This window comes from Arthrobacter sp. Y3223166 (genome assembly GCF_059090935.1).
The window spans coordinates 58,207-76,542 of record NZ_JBNHGE010000005.1 but is presented as its reverse complement, the minus strand read 5'-3'; the positions used below and the strand labels follow the sequence as shown (position 1 = coordinate 76,542).

At 67.3% G+C, this 18,336-nt stretch carries 16 protein-coding genes; 4 read left to right on the top strand and 12 right to left on the bottom strand.

Annotated features, from left to right (window positions below; translation table 11 throughout):
- Positions 1-39: 39 nt before the first annotated feature.
- The 12 genes from eno to AC5RUH_RS04540 all read right to left on the bottom strand — a co-directional run bounded on the left by eno (position 40) and on the right by AC5RUH_RS04540 (position 14,433).
- Positions 40-1,320, bottom strand: a complete 1,281-nt coding sequence (gene eno, locus AC5RUH_RS04595) for a phosphopyruvate hydratase (RefSeq protein WP_494001483.1) — start codon at positions 1,318-1,320, stop codon at positions 40-42.
- 90 nt (positions 1,321-1,410) lie between these two features.
- On the bottom strand, positions 1,411-2,175 hold the full coding sequence (locus AC5RUH_RS04590; RefSeq protein WP_494128018.1) for a MazG nucleotide pyrophosphohydrolase domain-containing protein: 765 nt from the start codon (positions 2,173-2,175) through the stop codon (positions 1,411-1,413).
- 7 nt (positions 2,176-2,182) lie between these two features.
- Positions 2,183-3,328 (bottom strand): adenosine deaminase, encoded by a 1,146-nt coding sequence (locus AC5RUH_RS04585; protein ID WP_494026095.1) that lies wholly within the window; start codon positions 3,326-3,328, stop codon positions 2,183-2,185.
- Between the two features lie 60 nt (positions 3,329-3,388).
- The gene (locus AC5RUH_RS04580; protein WP_494128017.1) at positions 3,389-4,294 is read right to left on the bottom strand and encodes a DedA family protein; all 906 of its coding nucleotides are present in this window, start codon (positions 4,292-4,294) and stop codon (positions 3,389-3,391) included.
- A gap of 246 nt (positions 4,295-4,540) precedes the next feature.
- The gene (locus AC5RUH_RS04575; protein ID WP_494014404.1) at positions 4,541-5,827 is read right to left on the bottom strand and encodes a thymidine phosphorylase; all 1,287 of its coding nucleotides are present in this window, start codon (positions 5,825-5,827) and stop codon (positions 4,541-4,543) included.
- A 31-nt stretch (positions 5,828-5,858) separates the two neighbouring features.
- On the bottom strand, positions 5,859-6,263 hold the full coding sequence (locus AC5RUH_RS04570; RefSeq protein ID WP_494073564.1) for a cytidine deaminase: 405 nt from the start codon (positions 6,261-6,263) through the stop codon (positions 5,859-5,861).
- Positions 6,264-6,265: 2 nt separating this feature from the next.
- A complete protein-coding gene (locus AC5RUH_RS04565) occupies positions 6,266-7,555 on the bottom strand; it encodes an ABC transporter permease (RefSeq protein ID WP_494014406.1) in 1,290 nt (429 codons plus the stop codon).
- The gene (locus tag AC5RUH_RS04560) at positions 7,552-8,913 is read right to left on the bottom strand and encodes an ABC transporter permease (protein ID WP_494128016.1); all 1,362 of its coding nucleotides are present in this window, start codon (positions 8,911-8,913) and stop codon (positions 7,552-7,554) included. Before AC5RUH_RS04560 ends, AC5RUH_RS04565 begins: the two co-directional genes overlap by 4 nt.
- Entirely contained in the window at positions 8,910-10,475 is a 1,566-nt protein-coding gene (locus AC5RUH_RS04555; RefSeq protein WP_494001871.1) for an ABC transporter ATP-binding protein, read from the bottom strand. The genes AC5RUH_RS04560 and AC5RUH_RS04555 overlap by 4 nt, the downstream gene beginning before the upstream one ends.
- A 176-nt stretch (positions 10,476-10,651) precedes the next feature.
- Complete coding sequence (locus AC5RUH_RS04550; RefSeq protein ID WP_494073562.1) at positions 10,652-11,770, bottom strand: BMP family lipoprotein; 1,119 nt, start codon at positions 11,768-11,770, stop codon at positions 10,652-10,654.
- 192 nt (positions 11,771-11,962) lie between these two features.
- Positions 11,963-13,192 (bottom strand): amidohydrolase, encoded by a 1,230-nt coding sequence (locus AC5RUH_RS04545; RefSeq protein ID WP_494128015.1) that lies wholly within the window; start codon positions 13,190-13,192, stop codon positions 11,963-11,965.
- Between the two features lie 95 nt (positions 13,193-13,287).
- Positions 13,288-14,433 (bottom strand): mannose-1-phosphate guanylyltransferase, encoded by a 1,146-nt coding sequence (locus tag AC5RUH_RS04540; RefSeq protein WP_494073561.1) that lies wholly within the window; start codon positions 14,431-14,433, stop codon positions 13,288-13,290.
- Positions 14,434-14,771: 338 nt separating this feature from the next.
- Here AC5RUH_RS04540 and sdhC point away from each other — a divergent pair, with 338 nt between their 5' ends.
- From sdhC to AC5RUH_RS04520, 4 genes are all read left to right on the top strand, one after another.
- A complete protein-coding gene (gene sdhC / locus AC5RUH_RS04535) occupies positions 14,772-15,155 on the top strand; it encodes a succinate dehydrogenase, cytochrome b556 subunit (RefSeq protein ID WP_493987889.1) in 384 nt (127 codons plus the stop codon).
- Between the two features lie 3 nt (positions 15,156-15,158).
- Complete coding sequence (locus AC5RUH_RS04530; RefSeq protein WP_494001494.1) at positions 15,159-15,629, top strand: succinate dehydrogenase hydrophobic membrane anchor subunit; 471 nt, start codon at positions 15,159-15,161, stop codon at positions 15,627-15,629.
- Between the two features lie 88 nt (positions 15,630-15,717).
- The gene (sdhA, locus tag AC5RUH_RS04525) at positions 15,718-17,505 is read left to right on the top strand and encodes a succinate dehydrogenase flavoprotein subunit (RefSeq protein WP_493978599.1); all 1,788 of its coding nucleotides are present in this window, start codon (positions 15,718-15,720) and stop codon (positions 17,503-17,505) included.
- Positions 17,505-18,293, top strand: coding sequence for a succinate dehydrogenase iron-sulfur subunit (locus tag AC5RUH_RS04520; RefSeq protein ID WP_494001495.1), 789 nt, complete (start codon positions 17,505-17,507; stop codon positions 18,291-18,293). The genes sdhA and AC5RUH_RS04520 overlap by 1 nt, the downstream gene beginning before the upstream one ends.
- Positions 18,294-18,336 lie beyond the last annotated feature (43 nt).

The window sequence follows — 18,336 nt, the reverse complement described above, 5'->3', positions numbered from 1 at the left end:
CCGGGCCCCGCTTAAGACATTACCGAGGGTCGGGCCGAACTACGCCGTGAAACGCGGGAAGGCGCCGCGACCGGCGTAGCGGGCTGCGTCGTCGAGCTCCTCTTCGATGCGCAGCAGCTGGTTGTACTTGGCCACGCGCTCCGAACGGGCCGGGGCGCCGGTCTTGATCTGGCCGGCGTTGGTGGCCACGGCGATGTCCGCGATCGTGGTGTCCTCGGTCTCGCCGGAGCGGTGCGAGGTGATCGTGGTGTAGCCGTTGCGCTGGGCCAGGGCCACGGCCTCCAGGGTTTCGGTCAGCGAACCGATCTGGTTGACCTTGACCAACAGGGAGTTGGCGGTCTTGGCATCGATGCCCTGCTGCAGTCGCTCGGGGTTGGTGACGAACAGGTCGTCGCCGACCAACTGCACCTTGTCGCCCAACTCGGCCGTCAGCGCGGCCCAGCCCTCCCAGTCGGATTCGTCCAGCGGATCCTCGATGGAGACCAGCGGGAAGTCGGCCACCAGCTGGGCGTAGTAGGCGCTCATTTCCGCCGCCGTCAGGGACTTGCCCTCGAACTGGTAGGCGCCGTCCTGGTAAAACTCGGAGGACGCCACGTCCAGGGCCAGGGCGATGTCCTTGCCCGGGGCGTAGCCGGCACGGGTGATCGCCTCGGTGATCAGGTCCAGCGCGGCCCGGTTGCTGGGCAGGTTCGGGGCGAAGCCGCCCTCGTCGCCCAGCCCCGTGGACAGGCCCTTCTCCTTCAGCACGGTCTTGAGGCTGTGGTAGACCTCCACGCCCCAGCGCAGCCCCTCGGAGAACGTGGCGGCGCCCAGCGGCACCACCATGAATTCCTGGATGTCCACGTCGGAGTCGGCGTGCGATCCGCCGTTGAGGATATTCATCAGCGGGACCGGCAGCACGTGCGCGTTGGGGCCGCCCAAGTACTTGTACAGCGGGAGGTTGGCGGATTCGGCGGCGGCCGAGGCCACGGCCAGCGACACACCGAGGATGGCGTTGGCGCCCAGATCGGATTTGTTGGAGGTGCCGTCCAGATCCAGCATGGTCTGGTCGATCAGCCGCTGGTCGGTGGCGTCGAGGCCCGCCAGCGCCGGCTGGATGGTGTCCACCACGGCGGCCACGGCTTGGCCGACGCCCTTGCCCAGGTAGCGGTCCTTCTCGCCGTCGCGGCGTTCCACCGCCTCGAACGCCCCGGTGGAGGCGCCGGACGGAACCGCGGCCCGGCCCATCGAGCCGTCGGAGAGCAGCACCTCAACTTCTACGGTGGGGTTGCCGCGGGAATCAAGGATTTCGCGCGCGTGGATGGCATCGATCAGCGCCATGGAGTAGCTCCTGTTCGTTGGAACGAAAGATGGAATGTCTGCAGGCGAGGCCGGGGCCGGCTGCAAGGTCCGGCTTAAGACTAATCGAGATCACCCGCCGCGGTTTTCTTCCGTTACGCGCTGCTGGAATCTGCGGACGGCCCCCCGCAGGGCCTGCTCGGGATCCACGCCCGCCTCGACTGCCCGGCGGACGACGGCGAACAGCTCCTCGCCGACGTCGCGTTCTGCCCGGGCAGCACCGGCCGCGCCGGTGCCCCCCGCCGCGCTGCCCGCCCGGGCCGCGCGGTCCAGCGATTTCGCTGCCAACGCCAGCGCCGGCAGCGAGTGCGGAAGCCCGTCGAACGGCGTGGTCCGCTCCGGGTTTTCCGCCGCCTTGACCGCGTCGTAGCCGGCCACGATCTCGGCGATGGTCTCCGGAAACTTGTCCTGCAGGGACCCGTCCGGCCGGAAGACATGCCGGTTCCGTCGGATGAGTTTGGCTGTCAGTTCGGCGGCCACGGCGTCGAAATCAAAGTGTCCCCGCTCTTCCTGCAGGCGGGCATGCAGCACTACCTGGTAGAGCACATCGGCCAGTTCGCCCTTGAGTTCGGCAACGTCGGCCCGGCCGGTGTGGCCGGTTTCGATGGCTTCGGCCAGTTCGTGGGCTTCCTCCACGAGGTACTCGACCAGCGACTCGTGGGTCAGCGCCGCGGTCCACAGGCAGTGTTCGCGCAGTTGTGCCACGACGTCCAGCAGCCTGGCGAGCGCCTCCCCCCGGCCGGGCTCAGCGGGGGCGTCCGGGAGCTCCCCCCGGCCGGACTCGGCGGGGGCGTCCGGGAGCGGCCCCCGCTCATACGAGTGTCCGGCGTGCGGCATCGCGGCGTCAGCCCAGCTGGCTGTTGAAGCCCTCGCCGATGAACTCGATGAGCGCCTCACGCTCTTCCAGCGGCAGGAAAGCGGCCTCGGCCGCGTTGAGGGTGATCTCCAGCAGGTCGTCCAGGTCGTAGTCGAAGGTTTCCACCAGCAACTCGTATTCGTCGGAGAGCGTGACTCCGCTCATCAGCCGGTTGTCGGTGTTGATCGTGACCTTGAACCCGGTCTGGTAGAGCAGGTCGAACGGATGGGACTGGATACCCTCGCCGAAGACGGCGATCGCGCCCGTCTGCAGGTTCGATGACGGGCTGCACTCGAGCGGGATGCCGCGGTCGCGGACCCACGAGGCGACCCGGCCCAGCGTGACCATGCCAACCTCTTCGCCGTCCTCGTCGTCGGGCCCGAAGTCCACCTGGATGTCCTCGGCGATCCGGACGCCGTGGCCCAGCCGCAGCGCGCGGCCGCTGACCAGCGCGTCCACGATGCTGTCCACTCCGGCCGCCTCGCCGGCGTGGATTGTCACCGGGAACTGTTGTTCGGCCAGGTAGGTGAAGGCGTCCTTGAAGCGCGAGGGCGGGAAGCCGTCCTCGGCTCCGGCGATGTCGAATCCGACCACGCCCCGGTCACGGTGGCGCACGGCGAGTTCTGCGATCTCCTGCGAGCGGTCGGCATGCCGCATGGCGGTGACCAGCTGGCCCACCTGGATGGGGCGGCCGCTGGCTTCCACGGCGTCCACGCCGGCTTCCAGGCCTGCCTGGACGGCCTCTACCGCCTCGTCCAGGGTCAGGCCCTTGGTTAGGTGCTGTTCGGGCGCCCAGCGGACCTCGCCGTAGACCACGCCGTCGTCGGCCAGGTCCTCCACGAATTCGCGGGCCACGCGGAACAGGCCTTCCTTGGTCTGCATCACGGCGATGGTGTGGTCAAAGGTTTCCAAGTAGCGGACCAGCGAGCCGGAATCCGCCGACGCGCGGAACCACTCCCCGAGCGCCACCGGGTCGGTGGAGGGCAACTCGTGGCCCTCGGCGGCGGCAAGTTCAATGATGGTGGCCGGGCGCAGTCCGCCGTCCAGGTGGTCGTGCAGCGAAACCTTCGGCAGGCTGCGGATGTCGACGTCGAGGTCGGCTGCGGTGTCTTCGGAGTATTCAGGCTCAGTCACAGGCACCACCTTACGCGAGCACCGGGCACGCCTGAACCGGCGCGGATCCCCTCGCCGGGTTCAGTCGTCGAGTCCGGCGGCGGAACGGTTGCGGGAGGGCACGGCCAGGGGAACGTACGGTTCGAAGCGGACGGTCCGCGAACCCGTTGCCGGCAGCTGGTCGGCGGGATCGCGCCGTGCCGCCACTGCTGCGTCCCGGCGCTCGGCGGCCGCGCCGGCATCGCCTGCCGCCACCGAGAGGCCGGCTTCTGCCGCCGGCCCGGATTCCGCCGTCGACCCGGCATCCGCTGCCGTCCCCGCTTCGGCGGCCGGCTCCGCTCCGCGGTATCCGGCCGGGGCAGCCGCGCGCAGCCGCGCGGCACGGCGCCGGTTGGCCAATTTCATGCCGTGGTCCAGTGCCAGGCCCAGCAGCAGCGCCAGGATGATCGCCAGGCCCGCGGCCAGGAGGCTGTTGTCGTGGAACCATCGCCCGGCCAGCGCCCCGATGGCTACCGAGTACAAGGACCAGGAGATGCCGGCGGCCACGGAAAAGAGGACGAACTTGCGGTGGTTGTATCCGGTGGCGCCGGCGGTCATGTTGACGGCCACCCGGCCCACCGGGATGTAGCGTGCGCTCAGGATCAGCAGCGCGCCGCGCCGGTCCAGTTCCCTGCGGGCCCAGGCGAAGGCCGCAGCAACCCGGGGACGCTGCATCCAGCGGAAACGGTCTGCGCCGATCCGGCGCCCGATCAGGTAGGCGATGTTGTCCCCCGCTATCGCGCCGACGGCAGCAACGGCGGCCACCAGCCAGATATTCGGGGCTCCGGCGGATACCGCGATCGCAGCCAGTGCCACGACCACCGATTCGCTGGGTACCGGCGGGAAGATCCCGTCGATCAGGCAGAGAGCCAGAAGCAGTGGGTAAATCCACCATTGCGCTGCCGCGTCGATGATGAAGACGCTGAGCGCGTCCATGAAAGTCTGCACGAAGTGTTCCTGTCCGCTGGATACCTAGTCCAACGATGCCATGCCGCATCTTGTGCCGCTATCGGGTAGATCCCTGACCGGGCCCCCATCGCTCAACGCCGCAGACCCCGCGGTGCGCCGGGGCATCCCCCGCTCCGGCCGCACGATTTCATCGTAGCGGGGCCGGGGGAACGCCGGGAAGAGCTTGCCCCGGTGGATATATATCCGTGCTGCCCCAGTTGTTTTCAGCTGGGGTCCTGGGCGGCGTCAGGCTACCCGGTCGATGATCAGCCGCCGGGCCGGCCGGCTCCCCTCCGGGGCAATAACGACGGCGCCGCGCAGCGCCTCCTTGGCGCGGTCGAACCTTTCGGGGGTATCGGTCAGCAGCGTCATCAGCGGTTCGCCGGCGCGGACCACCGCCCCGGGCTTGGCGTGCATCCGCACGCCGGCCCCGGCCTGCACGGCGTCTTCCTTGCGGGCGCGTCCGGCACCGAGCCGCCAGGCGGCGACGCCGACGGCCAGGGCGTCCAGTTGCATCAGCACGCCGTCGGCCTCGGCGTAGACGACTTCCGACTCCCTGGCCACCGGCAGCCTGGCGTCGGGATCCCCGCCCTGGGCGCGGATCATGGATTTCCAGACGTCCATGGCGCGGCCGTCCCGCAGCGCGGCAGCAGGGTCGGCATCCGTCACGCCGGCGGCGTGCAGCATCTCCTCGGCCAGCCTCACGGTCAGCTCCACGACGTCCTCGGGGCCGCCGCCCGCCAGCACCTCCACGGATTCCTCGACCTCGATGGCGTTGCCGGCGGTCAGCCCGAGCGGCGTGCTCATATCGGTCAGCAGTGCCACGGTGTTCACGCCCGCGTCCTGGCCCAGGGCGACCATGGTTTCGGCCAGTTCCCGGGCGTTGCGCTCGTCCTTCATGAAGGCCCCGCTGCCGACCTTCACGTCCAGCACCAGTGAGCCGGTGCCTTCGGCAATCTTCTTGCTCATGATCGAGGAGGCGATCAGGGGGATCGCCTCGACCGTGCCGGTCACGTCGCGCAGCGCGTAGAGCTTCTTGTCCGCGGGAGCCAGACCGGCCCCCGCCGCGCAGATCACGGCGCCGATCTCGGCCAGTTGGCTCATCATCTCGTCATTGCTGAGCAGGGCCCGCCAGCCCGGAATCGACTCGAGCTTGTCCAGGGTGCCGCCGGTGTGGCCGAGGCCGCGGCCGGACAACTGGGGCACCGCCACGCCGAAGACTGCCACCAGCGGGGCCAGCGGGAGGGTGATCTTGTCCCCCACGCCGCCGGTGGAATGTTTGTCGGCGGTCGGCTTGCCGAGCGAGGAGAAGTCCATCCGCTCGCCGGAGGCGATCATCGCCGTCGTCCAGTGCGCGATCTCTTCCCGGTCCATGCCGTTGAGCAGGATGGCCATGTTCAGCGCGGACATCTGCTCGTCGGCGATGGTCCCGCGGGTGTAGGCGTCGATGGTCCAGGCGATCTGCTCCGGGCTGAGCGTTCCCTTGTCCCGCTTGGTCCGGATGATGTCCACGGCGTCGAATGTTTCGGTCATGTCCTGCTCCTTAGGTGATGCGTTCCGCCCGTCAGGCCAGGTGCTGCGGTCCGAAGGCGTCGGGCAGCACCTGGTCCATGGTCCTGATGCCGGCCGGCGTCATCAGCAGCATGCCGGGCGCGCGGAACTCGTACAGCAGCTGACGGCACCGGCCGCACGGCATCAGGGCGTTGCCCTCCCCGTCCACGCAGCTGAAGGCGGCCAGTTTCCCGCCGCCCGTCATGTTCAGCTGGCTCACCAGCGAACATTCCGCGCACAGGGTCAAGCCGTAGGAGGCGTTTTCCACGTTGCAGCCGGAGACGATCCGGCCGTCGTCGGTCAGCGCGGCGGCGCCGACCGGGAAGCCCGAGTACGGCACGTAGGCCAGCCGCATGGCGGCTTCCGCGGCCTGCTGGAGGGCGTGCCAGTCCACCTGGGCCGTCGTTGGTGCTTCCACGGTCATCCCTTGATGTATGGCACGCCGCTGGCGGCCGGGGGTCGGGCGCGGCCCACCAGGCCGGCGACGGCGAAGATGGTCACCACGTAAGGCAGCATGGCCAGGAACTGGTTCGGCACCGTGGAGCCCAGGGCGCTGAGCACGTACTGGAGGTTGGTCGCGAAGCCAAACAGCAGCGCCGCGAAGAACGCGTACAGCGGGTTCCAGCGGCCGAAGATCAGCGCCGCCAGGGCGATGTAGCCCTGCCCGGCGGTCATGTCGCGGCCGAAGCTGGAAACAAGGACCAGGGTGAAGAAGGCGCCGCCGAAACCGGCGACGACGCCGGCCAGCAGCACGTTCATGAACCGCATCCGGTTGACCTTTACGCCCAGGGTGTCCGCAGCCTTCGGGTGCTCCCCGACGGCACGGGTGCGCAGGCCCCACTTGGTGTGGAACAGGCCGAAGTAAATCACGGCCACCGCGACGTACATCAGGTAGCCGACCACCGACTGTTCGAACAGGATGGGGCCGATGATCGGGATGTCGGACAGCACCGGAATGCTGATGATCGGCAGCCGCGGCGGAGAGTTCCAGGTGGCCGAGTCGGCCGAGAGGACGGTGGAGAACAGGAAACCGGTCAGGCCGGAAACCAGCACGTTGAGCACCACCCCGACGATCACCTGGTTGACGATGTACTTGATGCTGAACACCGCCAGTACCGCCGAGACGAGCACGCCGCCGACGGCCGCTGCGGCCAGGCCGATGAACGCGTTGCCGGAGAGCGATCCGGCGACCGCGGCGGAGAAGGCACCGAACAGCAGCTGTCCTTCGATGGCGATGTTGACGACGCCGGAGCGCTCGCACAGCACGCCGGAGAGGGAGCCGAAAATCAGCGGCACGGCCAGCGTGACCGAACCGGCCAGCAGTCCGTAGAGGGCCACGTTGGGGGTCCGGGCGCTGCCGACCACCCAAGTGAGGAATCCGACCACGAACAGCACGGCAAAGACGGCCACCAGCCAGCCGGGGACCTTTCGTCCGGACCGGACCAGCATGAACGACCAGACGGCGGCGGCGAGCATCAGGACGGCCGTGACCCAGCCGGTGACGACGGCCGAGAGCACCACCGACGGCAGCACCACCGGGTCGTTGGGGTCCGACAGCCGGAAGGTCACCGAGTTGTCCGGTGCCCCGACCGCGAAAACCAGGACGGCCGCGAAGGCCAGGACGGCCAGGATGACCGGCGTCTTCCAGTTCCGCACGGTGTCCGCGGCGGCTGGGCTTTGCTGCGGGGCGGTGGCGGTAACCGTGCTCATGCTGCACCTCCGGTGCTTGCGGTCTTACGGGGTTTTGCCGTCAGCTTGCCCGGCTCGGGGAGCCGGAAGATCGCGCGCACGAGCGGCGGCGCCGCGATGAACAGCACGATCATGGACTGGACCACCAGCACGATGTCGATGCCGGTGCCGGTGTTGGTCTGCATGGTCACCCCGCCGGCGCGGAAGGCGCCGAACAGCAGGCCGGCCGCAAAGGTGCCCCACGGCGTCGAACGTCCCAGCAGTGCAACGGTGATGGCGTCGAACCCGAAACTGGCAGCGACGCCCGCGGTCAGAACGCGTTCGGTGCCGGCCACCTGCGCGACGCCGGCCAGGCCGGCGAGGGCGCCCGCCAGCACCATCACCACGACGTAGCCCTTGGTGACGCTGATGCCGGCGGTGCGCGCGGCGTGCGGATTGGAGCCGACCGCGCGCAGCTCGAAGCCGATGGTGGAGCGGTTGAGCAGCCACCAGCAGAAAACGGTGGCCAGAATGGCTACCACGAAGCCCCAGTGCAGCCGGAAGGTGTCGCCAAAGAGCGGCGGATACATGGCCGTGGCATCCAGCTGCGGGCTAATCGGGTTGGTGGAGCCCGGTCGCTGGAACGCGGGCATGGTCAGCAGGTACAGCACCAGGTTGATGGCCACGTAGTTGAGCATGATCGACAGGATCACTTCGTGGGCACCGGTCTTGGCCTTCAGCAGGCCGACGAGGCCGCCCCACAACGCGCCGCCGATGATGCCGGCGATGATGACCAGGAGCAGGTGCAGGCCCACCGGAAGGTGCCAGCTGAAACCGACCCAGGCGGCCAGGGTGGCGCCGATGATGATCTGGCCCTGCGCGCCGATGTTGAACAGTCCCGCACGGAACGCCAGCGCCACGCCCAGGCCTGCGCAGATGAGCGGCGTGGCCACGGTCAGCGTCTGGGTCAACGGGTAGATCATCCGGGCGAACGAGGCGCCCTCGAAGTTGAAGATCGAGCCCTGGAACAGGGCGGCGTAGGCGTTGGCGGCGGCCGTCCAGCCGGCAGCCAGCATGTCCTGCGGGCGGGCGAAGAAGTAGCTGGAGGTCCGGGCGACTTCCTCGTTCGTCAACGCGATCAGGATGCCGCCGGCGATCAGGGACAGCAGAATGGCGAGGACAGCCACCAGCGCGTTGCCGGAGACGATCCGCTGCATGATGGTCTGATGCGCGCGCAACTCGGGGTGCAGGCTCTCCCCCGTGGGTAACACGGCCGGCGGCGCCTGGGTGCCGTCGCCGAGGGCGGCAGCCGCCTCGAGCCGCTGCTCGTCGCCCTCCGCCGCGGGCGTTCCCGCGTGTTTCGACCGCTTCCCGTGCTTGCCGGACTCGTCCGCGCTCATTCCTCGCCTCCTTCGGCGTCTGTCTGCTGTACTTCGGCGTCCGTCCGGTGTGCCTGTGCTTCCTCGGCGCTCATGCCGGCCATCATCAGGCCCAGCTCGCCGCGCGAGGTGCCGGCGGGGACGATGCCCATCAGCCGGCCCTGGTAGAGCACGGCGATCCGGTCGGCAAGTTCCAGCACCTCGTCCAGTTCGGTGGAAACGATCATCACCGGCGTGCCGACGTCGCGCTCGGCGACGATCCGCTTGTGCAGGAATTCGATGGAGCCTACGTCCACGCCGCGGGTGGGTTGGGAAGCGATAAAGAGCTTCAACGGCCTGGACAGTTCCCGGGCCATGACCACCTTTTGCTGGTTTCCGCCGGAGAGGGTACCGGCCGCCGCCGCCGCAGACTGGGTGCGGACGTCGAACTCCGAAATGTATTGCTCGGCGTTCCGGGCGACCAGGGCCGGCTTCATGGCCAGGCCGCGGGCAAACGGCGGCTGGTCGTAGCGGTTGAGGATGAGGTTTTCGGCCACCGAGAAGGTACCGACCAGGCCCTCGACGCTGCGGTCCTCCGGCACGAAACCGACGCCGGCCTCGATGATGTCCTTGACCTTGCGCCCCACCAGTTCGCGGCCTTCGAGCCTGATGGAGCCGGACACGTGGTCCTGCAGCCCCAGGATCGCCTCGGTCAGTTCGGTCTGCCCGTTGCCTTGGACGCCGGCCACCGCGAGGATTTCGCCGCGCGCTATGCCGAAACTGATGCCGTCCACCACGCGCTGGCCCGTGGCCGAACGCACGGTGAGGTTGTTGACGGTGAACGTTTCTTCGCCCGGCCGGGCCGGTTCCTTGTTGAGGGTCAGGCTGACGGCGCGGCCCACCATCATTTCCGCCAACTCGGTCGTGGAGGCCGAGGGCGGCGCGTCGCCGATGACCTTGCCACGGCGAATGACCGTGATGATGTCCGAAACCGCCTTGACTTCACGCAGCTTGTGGGAGATGAAGACGATGGCCTTGCCGTCGGCCTTGAGTTGGCCCATGATGCCCAGCAGCTCATCCGTTTCCTTGGGCGTCAGGACGGCGGTCGGCTCGTCCAGGATCAGCACTTCGGCGTCCCGGACCAGGGCCTTGATGATCTCGACCCGCTGCTGCACCCCGACCGGCAGGTCCTCGACCACCGCGTCGGGGTCCACCTCGAAACCGTATTGGTCGGAGATCTCCCTGATCCGGGCCCGGGTCTCCTCCAGATTGAGTTGGCCGCCGGCCTTGGTCGCCTCATTGCCGAGCGCCACGTTCTCGGCCACGGTGAACACCGGGACCAGCATGAAGTGCTGGTGCACCATGCCGATGCCGGCCGCCATGGCGTCCCCGGGGCCGTCGAAGGTCACGGGCTTGTCGTCGACCAGGATCTGGCCTTCGCTGGGCTCGTAAAGCCCGTAGAGGACGTTCATCAGCGTCGATTTCCCGGCGCCGTTTTCGCCCAGCAGGCTGTGCACCTGTCCCGGCTGCACCACCAGGTCAATGTGGTCGTTGGCAACCAGGGAGCCGAATCGCTTGGTGATTCCCTTGAGCTCGAGTTTCAACCCCAACCCACCTGTTCTTTGTCCGTAGGTACGACGGTCGTCATCCAGCGGCGCGGTGCCGGACGGTGCTGCTGCCCGGACGCTGTGCCTAGCCTAAACCGGTTCGGCCGATTACAGCGCGAACCGCCGCCCTCGGCACCGGTGTCCGGTACGGAGGGCGGCGGTCCGCTGCGTGCTTACTGCTGCGGGCTGGCCTTGGATTCGACCTTGATCTCGCCCGAGATGATCGACTCCTTGATGGTTTCCAGTTCCGCCTTGGTCTCGTCGGAAACCGCTGCGTCGAGGTCATGGAACGGGGCCAGTGCCACGCCGCCGTTCTCCAGGGTTCCGACATACGGCGAGCTGTCGAAGTTGCCCTCGGCGTCGGTCTTGACGACTTCCTCGACCGCGTTGCCCATCAGCTTCATCACCGAGGTGAGGATGAATTCCTCGGCCTTGCCGGCGGTCTCGTAGCCGTCGGAGTCGACCCATACGACCTTGGCATCCTTGCCGTCGGCATTGGCTTCGAGCACGGCGTCCAGCGTGCCCAGGCCCACCGGGCCTGCCACCGGCATGATGATGTCGGCGCCCTCGTTGATGAAGTTCAGGGTGTTGGTCTTGCCCTTGCCCTGATCCTCGAAGTTGCCGACGAAGGTGCCGTTCTGGGCTTCCTTGTTCCAGCCGAGCAGTTCGACGTTGGCGTCCTTCTGCTCGTTGTAGTAGTCGACGCCGTCGGCGAAGCCGTCCATGAAGATGGTGACGGTGGGGATGTTCATGCCGCCGTAGGTGGCCACCTTGCCGGTCTCGCTGGTTGCGGCCGCCACGTAGCCGGCCAGGAACGCCGCCTGCGCCGTGTCATAGATGATCGGCTTGACGTTGTCGCTGAACTCCGGGTCGTTGTAGTCGACGATCGCGAAGTTGGTCTCAGGGTTGGCCGCCGCCGCCTCCTTGGTCACGTCGCCCAGCAGGAAGCCGACCGTCAGGACCATGTTGCAGTTGGCCTGCACCATGGCATCCACGTTGGGACCGAAATCGGTCTCGGCCTGGGACTCGGCCTCGCGGATCTTGATGCCCAGCTCTTCCTCGGCCATCTTCAGGCCTTCGTAGCTCGACTGGTTGAACGAGCGGTCGTCGAATCCACCGGAGTCGGAGACGATGCAGCCGAGGTAGTCGGTGCCTTCCGCTGCCGGGCTGCCGCTGGCGCCGCCCTCTTGGGCCGGCGGTGCGCCGCACGCGGTCAGAACCAGTGCGGACGCGCCCAGCACCGCGGCGGAGAGGCCGGTGCCGCGCTTAATCTTGCGCAGTGAAGTCTTCAATGTTCCTCCATAAAAGAATGTCTGCCCCGCCACAGTTCAATGGTCGCTTCACAAGAAGTGCGGCGTTTGACTTGTACTCCGCGTGGCACAGCACCTGTCCTGCAGGTGCACAGTTGATGACCCTACAGTAGTTCCCGCGCGCCCCACCGGCGAAGCAATCGCTACCGGCGCGCGCAGATTGTTCAAAAGTTGTTACTTTTGGGTAGCACCGGCTGCCGTGTCCCGGTGACGCCGGGCGGCCAGCACGGCGGCCTTGGCCATGACGCGCACGCCCACGCCGATGGCGTGCTCGTCGGGAACGTAGTCGCCGCGGTGCAGGTCGAAGGTTTCGCCGCCCGGGCTCCGGGTGCCCAGCCGCATCATGGCGCCGGGCACTTCCTGGGTCATCCAGGCGAAGTCCTCCCCGCCCATCGACTGCGGCGTGAGGGTCACCGCGTCCTCCCCCAGCTCGCTCCGGGCCGCCGCCTCGAGCAGCGTGGTTTCCCGCTCGGTGTTGATCACGGGAGGCACGCCGCGGATGTGTTCGAGCTTGACGTCCACGCCGAACGGTGCGGCCACCTGGTTGACCACCTCGTCCACCAGCTCACCGGCGGCCTGCCAGGCTTCCCCGTCCAGGCAGCGCATGGTGCCGGCCATGTAGCCGACGGCCGGGATCGCGTTGGGGGCGGCGCCCGCCTGGATTTGCCCCCACACGAGCGAGACGGCGCTGCGGACATCGATCCGCCGGTTGATGACGGCCGGGACGCTGACGGCGATCTCGGCCAGCGCGAACACCAGGTCCTCCGTCAGGTGCGGGCGGGACGTGTGGCCGCCGCGCCCGCGCAGTTCAATCCGGATGGTGTCCGAGGCGGAGGTGATGGCTCCGATCCGCGTGCCGACCAGGCCGACGTCGATGCGCGGGTCGCAGTGCAGTGCCAGGATCCGCGGCAGCCCTTCCAGCACGCCCTGCTCGATGACGGCCAACGCGCCGCCGGGCATGGTCTCCTCGGCAGGCTGGAAGATGACCCGCACGCGGGCGGGCAGTTCGCCTTCCAGATCCAGTTTGCGCAGGACCAGCGCGACGCCGAGCATCACCGTGGTGTGGATGTCGTGTCCGCAGGCATGGCTGATGCCGGTGTTAACCGAGGCGTAGTCGAGGCCGGTTTCTTCCATGATCGGCAGGGCGTCGATGTCCGCGCGCAGCCCGATGGCCAGCGGGCCCTCCCCGATGTCGACGAACAGCCCGGTGCCGTCCAGCAGTTGCGGCTCGAGTCCTGCGGCCGTCAGCCGCTCGGCCAGCTTCCGGGTGGTGAGGAATTCCTTGTGCGACAGCTCGGGATGCTGGTGCAGGTCCCGCCGGAACCGCCGGAGTTCATCCAGCAGTGGCGATGCCCAGACGCCGATATTGAGATTGGCCAGCGGAGTTTCTGAAATCTTCTGCACACCTGCACTCTATCGATTTGAGCGACGTTCCGAGGACGGTCGCCGGCCTTGCACACGATCAGGCTTTCGCCGCCGGTCCCGGGTGCCTTGCGGCTTTAGAGGACGTCGGTGTCGCCGCTGGCCCTGAGGTGTTCGACGGCGGACTTCACCTTCTGCGCGTGTTCCTTAGTGGTCACCAGCAGCGCGTCCGGGGTGTCGACCACGACGACGTCGTCGATGCCGATCAGCGCGATCACGCGTTTGGTGTCGGAGACCACGACGCCGGTGGCCGACTCCGCGAAGACCCTCGCCCCTTCGCCGAGGACCGTGAGCCCGGAGGTTTCGCTGGCGGTATTCAGCCGCCCGATCGCGGCGAAGTCGCCCACATCGTCCCAGGAGAAGGAACCGGGAATCATCGCCACGTCCCCGGCGGCCGCCGCGGGTTCGGCCACCGCGTAGTCGATGGCCGTCTTGGGCAGGTCCGGCCAGATCCTGCGCATCACCGCGCCGCGGGCCGGGGTGTCCCAGGCCTCGGCGATCTCGGTCAGGCCGGCAAAGAGTTCGGGTTCGTTGGTTTCCAGATGCTTCAGCAGCAGGTCAACCGGCGCCACGAACATGCCGGCGTTCCAGGAATATTCCCCCGTCGCCAGGTAGCCGCGGGCCACCTGCTCGTCGGGTTTCTCCACGAACTCGGCCACCGCCTGCGCGGAGGGCGCGCCGGGGACCTGCAGCGCCCCGGCGGAACGGATGTACCCGAAGCCGGTGGCCGGATGCGTCGGGGTGATCCCGATCGTGACGATGTAGCCCTCGGCCGCGGTGTACACCGCCTCGCGGACCGCCTGCTGGAACTCCTCCGCCGGGGTGATCACCTGGTCCGCGGCGAAGGAGCCCATGATGATCCGCGGGTCCCGCCGGTACAGGATCGCCGCGGCGAGACCGATCGCCGCCGCAGAGTCCTTCGGTTCCGGCTCCAGCACCAGGTTCGCATCCTGAAGTTCGGGCAGCTGCGCGCACACCGCATGTCGGTGCACCTTGCCGGTCACCACCAGGGTCCGCCCCTGGCACAGCGGCTCAAGACGGGAATAGGTGGCGCGGATGAGTGTGGACCCGGAACCGGTCAGGTCGTGCAGGAACTTCGGGGCCGCCGCGCGGGACAGCGGCCACAACCGCGTCCCGGTCCCGCCGGCCGGTATAACGGCATGAAAACGGTCCAGCACGGCGTCGTCGTCGGCCGCACCCCGGCCTGCTGCTTGAGTGTTCACGCTCTCCACGGTAATCCAGCCTCGTGGGTACCGCCTTCATCCTGGAGGCCGATTTCTCCCATCGGGGTGGTTTGCCGGTGCCGTATCGGCGCCAACTGGCGCCGCGTCAAAATCCAGGTCCTGCGGGGGCGTAAACCGGCCTCATCCGCCCCGTGGAAGCCGGTACAGCACGGGCGGTTAAGCCCCTGCTGTTAAAAAGGTCACACCCTGCCGTACCTAAATTGAATAAGCCCTCAGCGAAGCCTAGATTAGTCTTGAGCTATAGAGCGCTCTCGCACCGGCGTCAACTCTTGCGTGGAAGCCACGCTGCGCCTCTGCGATGCAGGGAGGGTAATTCAGTGTCGAAGACACCAGCAGGGACCTTATACCGCGGCCGTGAAGGCATGTGGTCTTGGGTAGGACACCGCATCACGGGCGTCGCAATCTTTTTCTTTCTCTTGGTTCACGTGCTCGATACCGCGCTGGTCCGGGTATCCCCGGGCGCCTACGACGCCGTCATGGCCACGTACAAGAACCCGATCATGGCCATTCTGGAAGCCGGCCTGGTAGCGGCCATCGTCTACCACGCCTTTAACGGGCTTCGCGTCATCCTCATCGACTTCTGGAAGAAGGGGCCCAAGTACCAGGCCAAGCTTCTGTGGGGGGTTGTCGGCCTCTGGGTCGTCGTCATGGTTCCGTTCCTCATCCGCCACCTCACGCTCGCTTTCACCGGGGGTCACTAACTCATGTCGGTCAACTCTGAAATCCAGGCTCCCCGCAGCGCCCGCATCGCTCCCGAGTACATGCGCAACAAGGGGCGCAAGGGCAACTTCGAACTGTACGCATGGCTGTTCATGCGGCTCTCCGGCCTCATCCTGGTGGTGCTGGTCTTTGGACACCTGTTCGTCAACCTGATGGTGGGCGAAGGCGTCCACGCCATCGACTTCGGCTTTGTGGCCGGCAAGTGGGCCGACCCGTTCTGGCAGATCTGGGACCTGGCCATGCTGTGGCTGGCCATGCTGCACGGCACCAACGGCGTGCGGACCATCATCGAGGACTATGCGGAAAAGGACATCACCCGCTTCTGGTTCAAGATGGTCCTCTACGTGGCCTCTGCCGTCATCATCGTGCTCGGCACCCTGGTGATCTTCACCTTCGATCCGTGCCCGGCGAACGCCACCGCCGATCTGCTGCCGTCGTTCTGCCCGGCACCCTAACCGTCCCCGCGACAGACCGCGGCGCCGTTGCCCGTCGTGAACCCCACACGGCGAAGAAAACCCAGTTTCAACAGAAAGAGCATCCAGTATGCAGGTCCATAAGTACGACGTCGTCATTGTCGGTGCCGGTGGCGCCGGTATGCGCGCCGCGATCGAATCAGGCCAGCGCGCGCACACCGCAGTACTGACCAAGCTGTACCCCACCCGTTCCCACACCGGCGCGGCCCAGGGCGGCATGTGCGCCGCACTGGCGAACGTCGAAGAGGACAACTGGGAATGGCACACCTTTGACACAATCAAGGGCGGCGACTACCTGGTTGACCAGGATGCCGCCGAAGTGATGGCCAAGGAAGCCATCGACGCGGTGCTGGACCTGGAAAAGATGGGCCTGCCGTTCAACCGGACGCCCGAGGGCAAGATCGACCAGCGTCGCTTCGGTGGACACACCCGCGACCACGGCAAGGCCCCCGTGCGCCGCGCCTGCTACGCCGCCGACCGCACCGGACACATGATCCTGCAGACCCTTTACCAAAACTGCGTCAAGCACAACGTTGAGTTCTACAACGAGTACTACGTGCTGGACCTGCTGTTGGTCGAGGAAGACGCCACCCGCGCGGACGGCACCCCCTACAAGCAGAAGCGCGTCGCCGGCGTCGTCAGCTACGACCTGGCCTCCGGCGAGCTCCACGTCTTCCAGGCAAAGTCCGTCATCTTCGCTTCGGGCGGCGTGGGCAAGGTCTTCAAGACCACCTCCAACGCGCACACCCTTACCGGCGACGGCATGGGCATCGCGTTCCGCCGCGGCCTCCCGCTGGAGGACATGGAGTTCGTCCAGTTCCACCCGACCGGCCTGGCCGGCCTGGGCATCCTGCTCTCCGAGGCCGCCCGCGGCGAAGGCGGCATCCTTCGCAACGCCGACGGTGAGCGCTTCATGGAGCGCTACGCCCCCACCATCAAGGACCTGGCGCCGCGTGACATCGTGGCCCGTTCCATGGCCCTTGAGGTCCGGGAAGGCCGCGGCTGCGGCCCGAACAAGGACTACGTGCTGCTGGACCTGACCCACCTGGAGCCGGCGCACATTGACGCGAAGCTGCCGGACATCACGGAGTTCGCACGCACCTACCTCGGCGTCGAGCCCTACACCGAGCCGGTGCCCGTGTTCCCCACCGCCCACTACGCCATGGGTGGCATTCCCACCAACATCAAGGCCGAGGTGCTGCAGGACAACGACACCGTGGTGCCGGGCCTGTACGCCGCCGGCGAGGTGGCCTGCGTTTCCGTCCACGGCTCGAACCGTCTGGGAACCAACTCCCTGCTGGACATCAACGTCTTCGGCAAGCGCTCCGGCATCAACGCCGCCGAGTACGCCAAGACCGCGGACTTTGTCGAGCTGCCGGAGAACCCGGAGCTGTACACGATGGAGCTGCTCGAGACGGTGCGCGGCGGTACCGGTACCGAGCGGGTCGCCCAGATCCGCAAGGAACTGCAGGACATCATGGATGCCAACGTGCAGGTGTTCCGCGACGAGAAGTCCCTGACCGAGGCGCTGAACGTGATCGCTTCGCTGCGCGAGCGCTACAAGAACATCAGCGTCCAGGACAAGGGCAAGCGCTTCAACCTGGACCTGCTGGAGGCCGTGGAACTCGGCTTCCTGCTGGACATGGCCCAGGTGATGACCGTGGCGGCGCTGCACCGCACGGAGTCCCGCGGCGGACACTTCCGCGAGGACTACCCGGACCGCGACGACGAGAACTTCATGAAGCACTCGATGTGCTACCTGGACGTCGACGCCGTGACCGATCAGACGGCCGGCATCCGCATGGATACCAAACCCGTGGTATTCACGCGCTACGAACCGATGGTGAGGAAATACTGATGAGCACCGCGACCGAAATTCCCGAAGGACCGTCCAAGGTCGAGCTGGCTCCCGGGGTCGGCGGCGGCGGCGAAATCCCCAGCTTTGACATTACGCTGAAGGTCCGCCGCTACGATCCGGAGGTTTCCGAGGAAGCCCGCTGGGACGAATTCAAGCTCACCATGTACGGCACCGACCGCGTGCTGGATGCCCTGCACAAGGTCAAGTGGGAGCATGACGGTTCCGTTTCCTTCCGCCGGTCCTGCGCCCACGGCGTCTGTGGCTCGGATGCGATGCGCATCAACGGCCGCAACCGCCTGGCCTGCAAGACGCTGCTGAAGGACCTGGACACGGCCAAGCCCATCACGGTGGAGCCGATCAAGGGCCTGCCGGTGGAGAAGGACCTGATCGTGGACATGGAGCCGTTCTTCCAGTCCTACCGCGAGATCATGCCGTTCCTGATCAACAACGGCCACGCGCCGACCCGCGAGCGGCTGCAGTCGCAGGAGGACCGCGAGCGGTTCGACGACACCACCAAGTGCATCCTCTGCGCCGCCTGCACCTCCTCCTGCCCGGTGTTCTGGACCGACGGCCAGTACTTCGGGCCGGCGGCGATCGTGAACGCGCACCGCTTCATCTTCGATTCCCGCGACGATGCCGGCGACATGCGCCTGGAGGTCCTCAACGACAAGGAAGGCGTGTGGCGTTGCCGCACCACCTTCAACTGCAGCGAGGCTTGCCCCCGCGGCATCCAGGTGACCAAGGCGATCACCGAGGTGCGCCAGGCCATCCTGCACCGCTCCGTCTAGCCCATCGCGGCGGTCCCCTTCGGGACTGCGCGGTCCTGGTGGC

Coding starts and splice junctions, on each gene's coding strand:
- AC5RUH_RS04590 (WP_494128018.1), bottom strand. CDS start 2,175: ATGCCGCACGCCGGACACTCGTATGAGCGGGGGCCGCTCCCGGACGCC.
- AC5RUH_RS04575 (WP_494014404.1), bottom strand. CDS start 5,827: ATGACCGAAACATTCGACGCCGTGGACATCATCCGGACCAAGCGGGAC.
- AC5RUH_RS04565 (WP_494014406.1), bottom strand. CDS start 7,555: ATGAGCACGGTTACCGCCACCGCCCCGCAGCAAAGCCCAGCCGCCGCG.
- AC5RUH_RS04530 (WP_494001494.1), top strand. CDS start 15,159: ATGTCGGTCAACTCTGAAATCCAGGCTCCCCGCAGCGCCCGCATCGCT.
- AC5RUH_RS04520 (WP_494001495.1), top strand. CDS start 17,505: ATGAGCACCGCGACCGAAATTCCCGAAGGACCGTCCAAGGTCGAGCTG.
- sdhA (WP_493978599.1), top strand. CDS start 15,718: ATGCAGGTCCATAAGTACGACGTCGTCATTGTCGGTGCCGGTGGCGCC.
- AC5RUH_RS04560 (WP_494128016.1), bottom strand. CDS start 8,913: ATGAGCGCGGACGAGTCCGGCAAGCACGGGAAGCGGTCGAAACACGCG.
- eno (WP_494001483.1), bottom strand. CDS start 1,320: ATGGCGCTGATCGATGCCATCCACGCGCGCGAAATCCTTGATTCCCGC.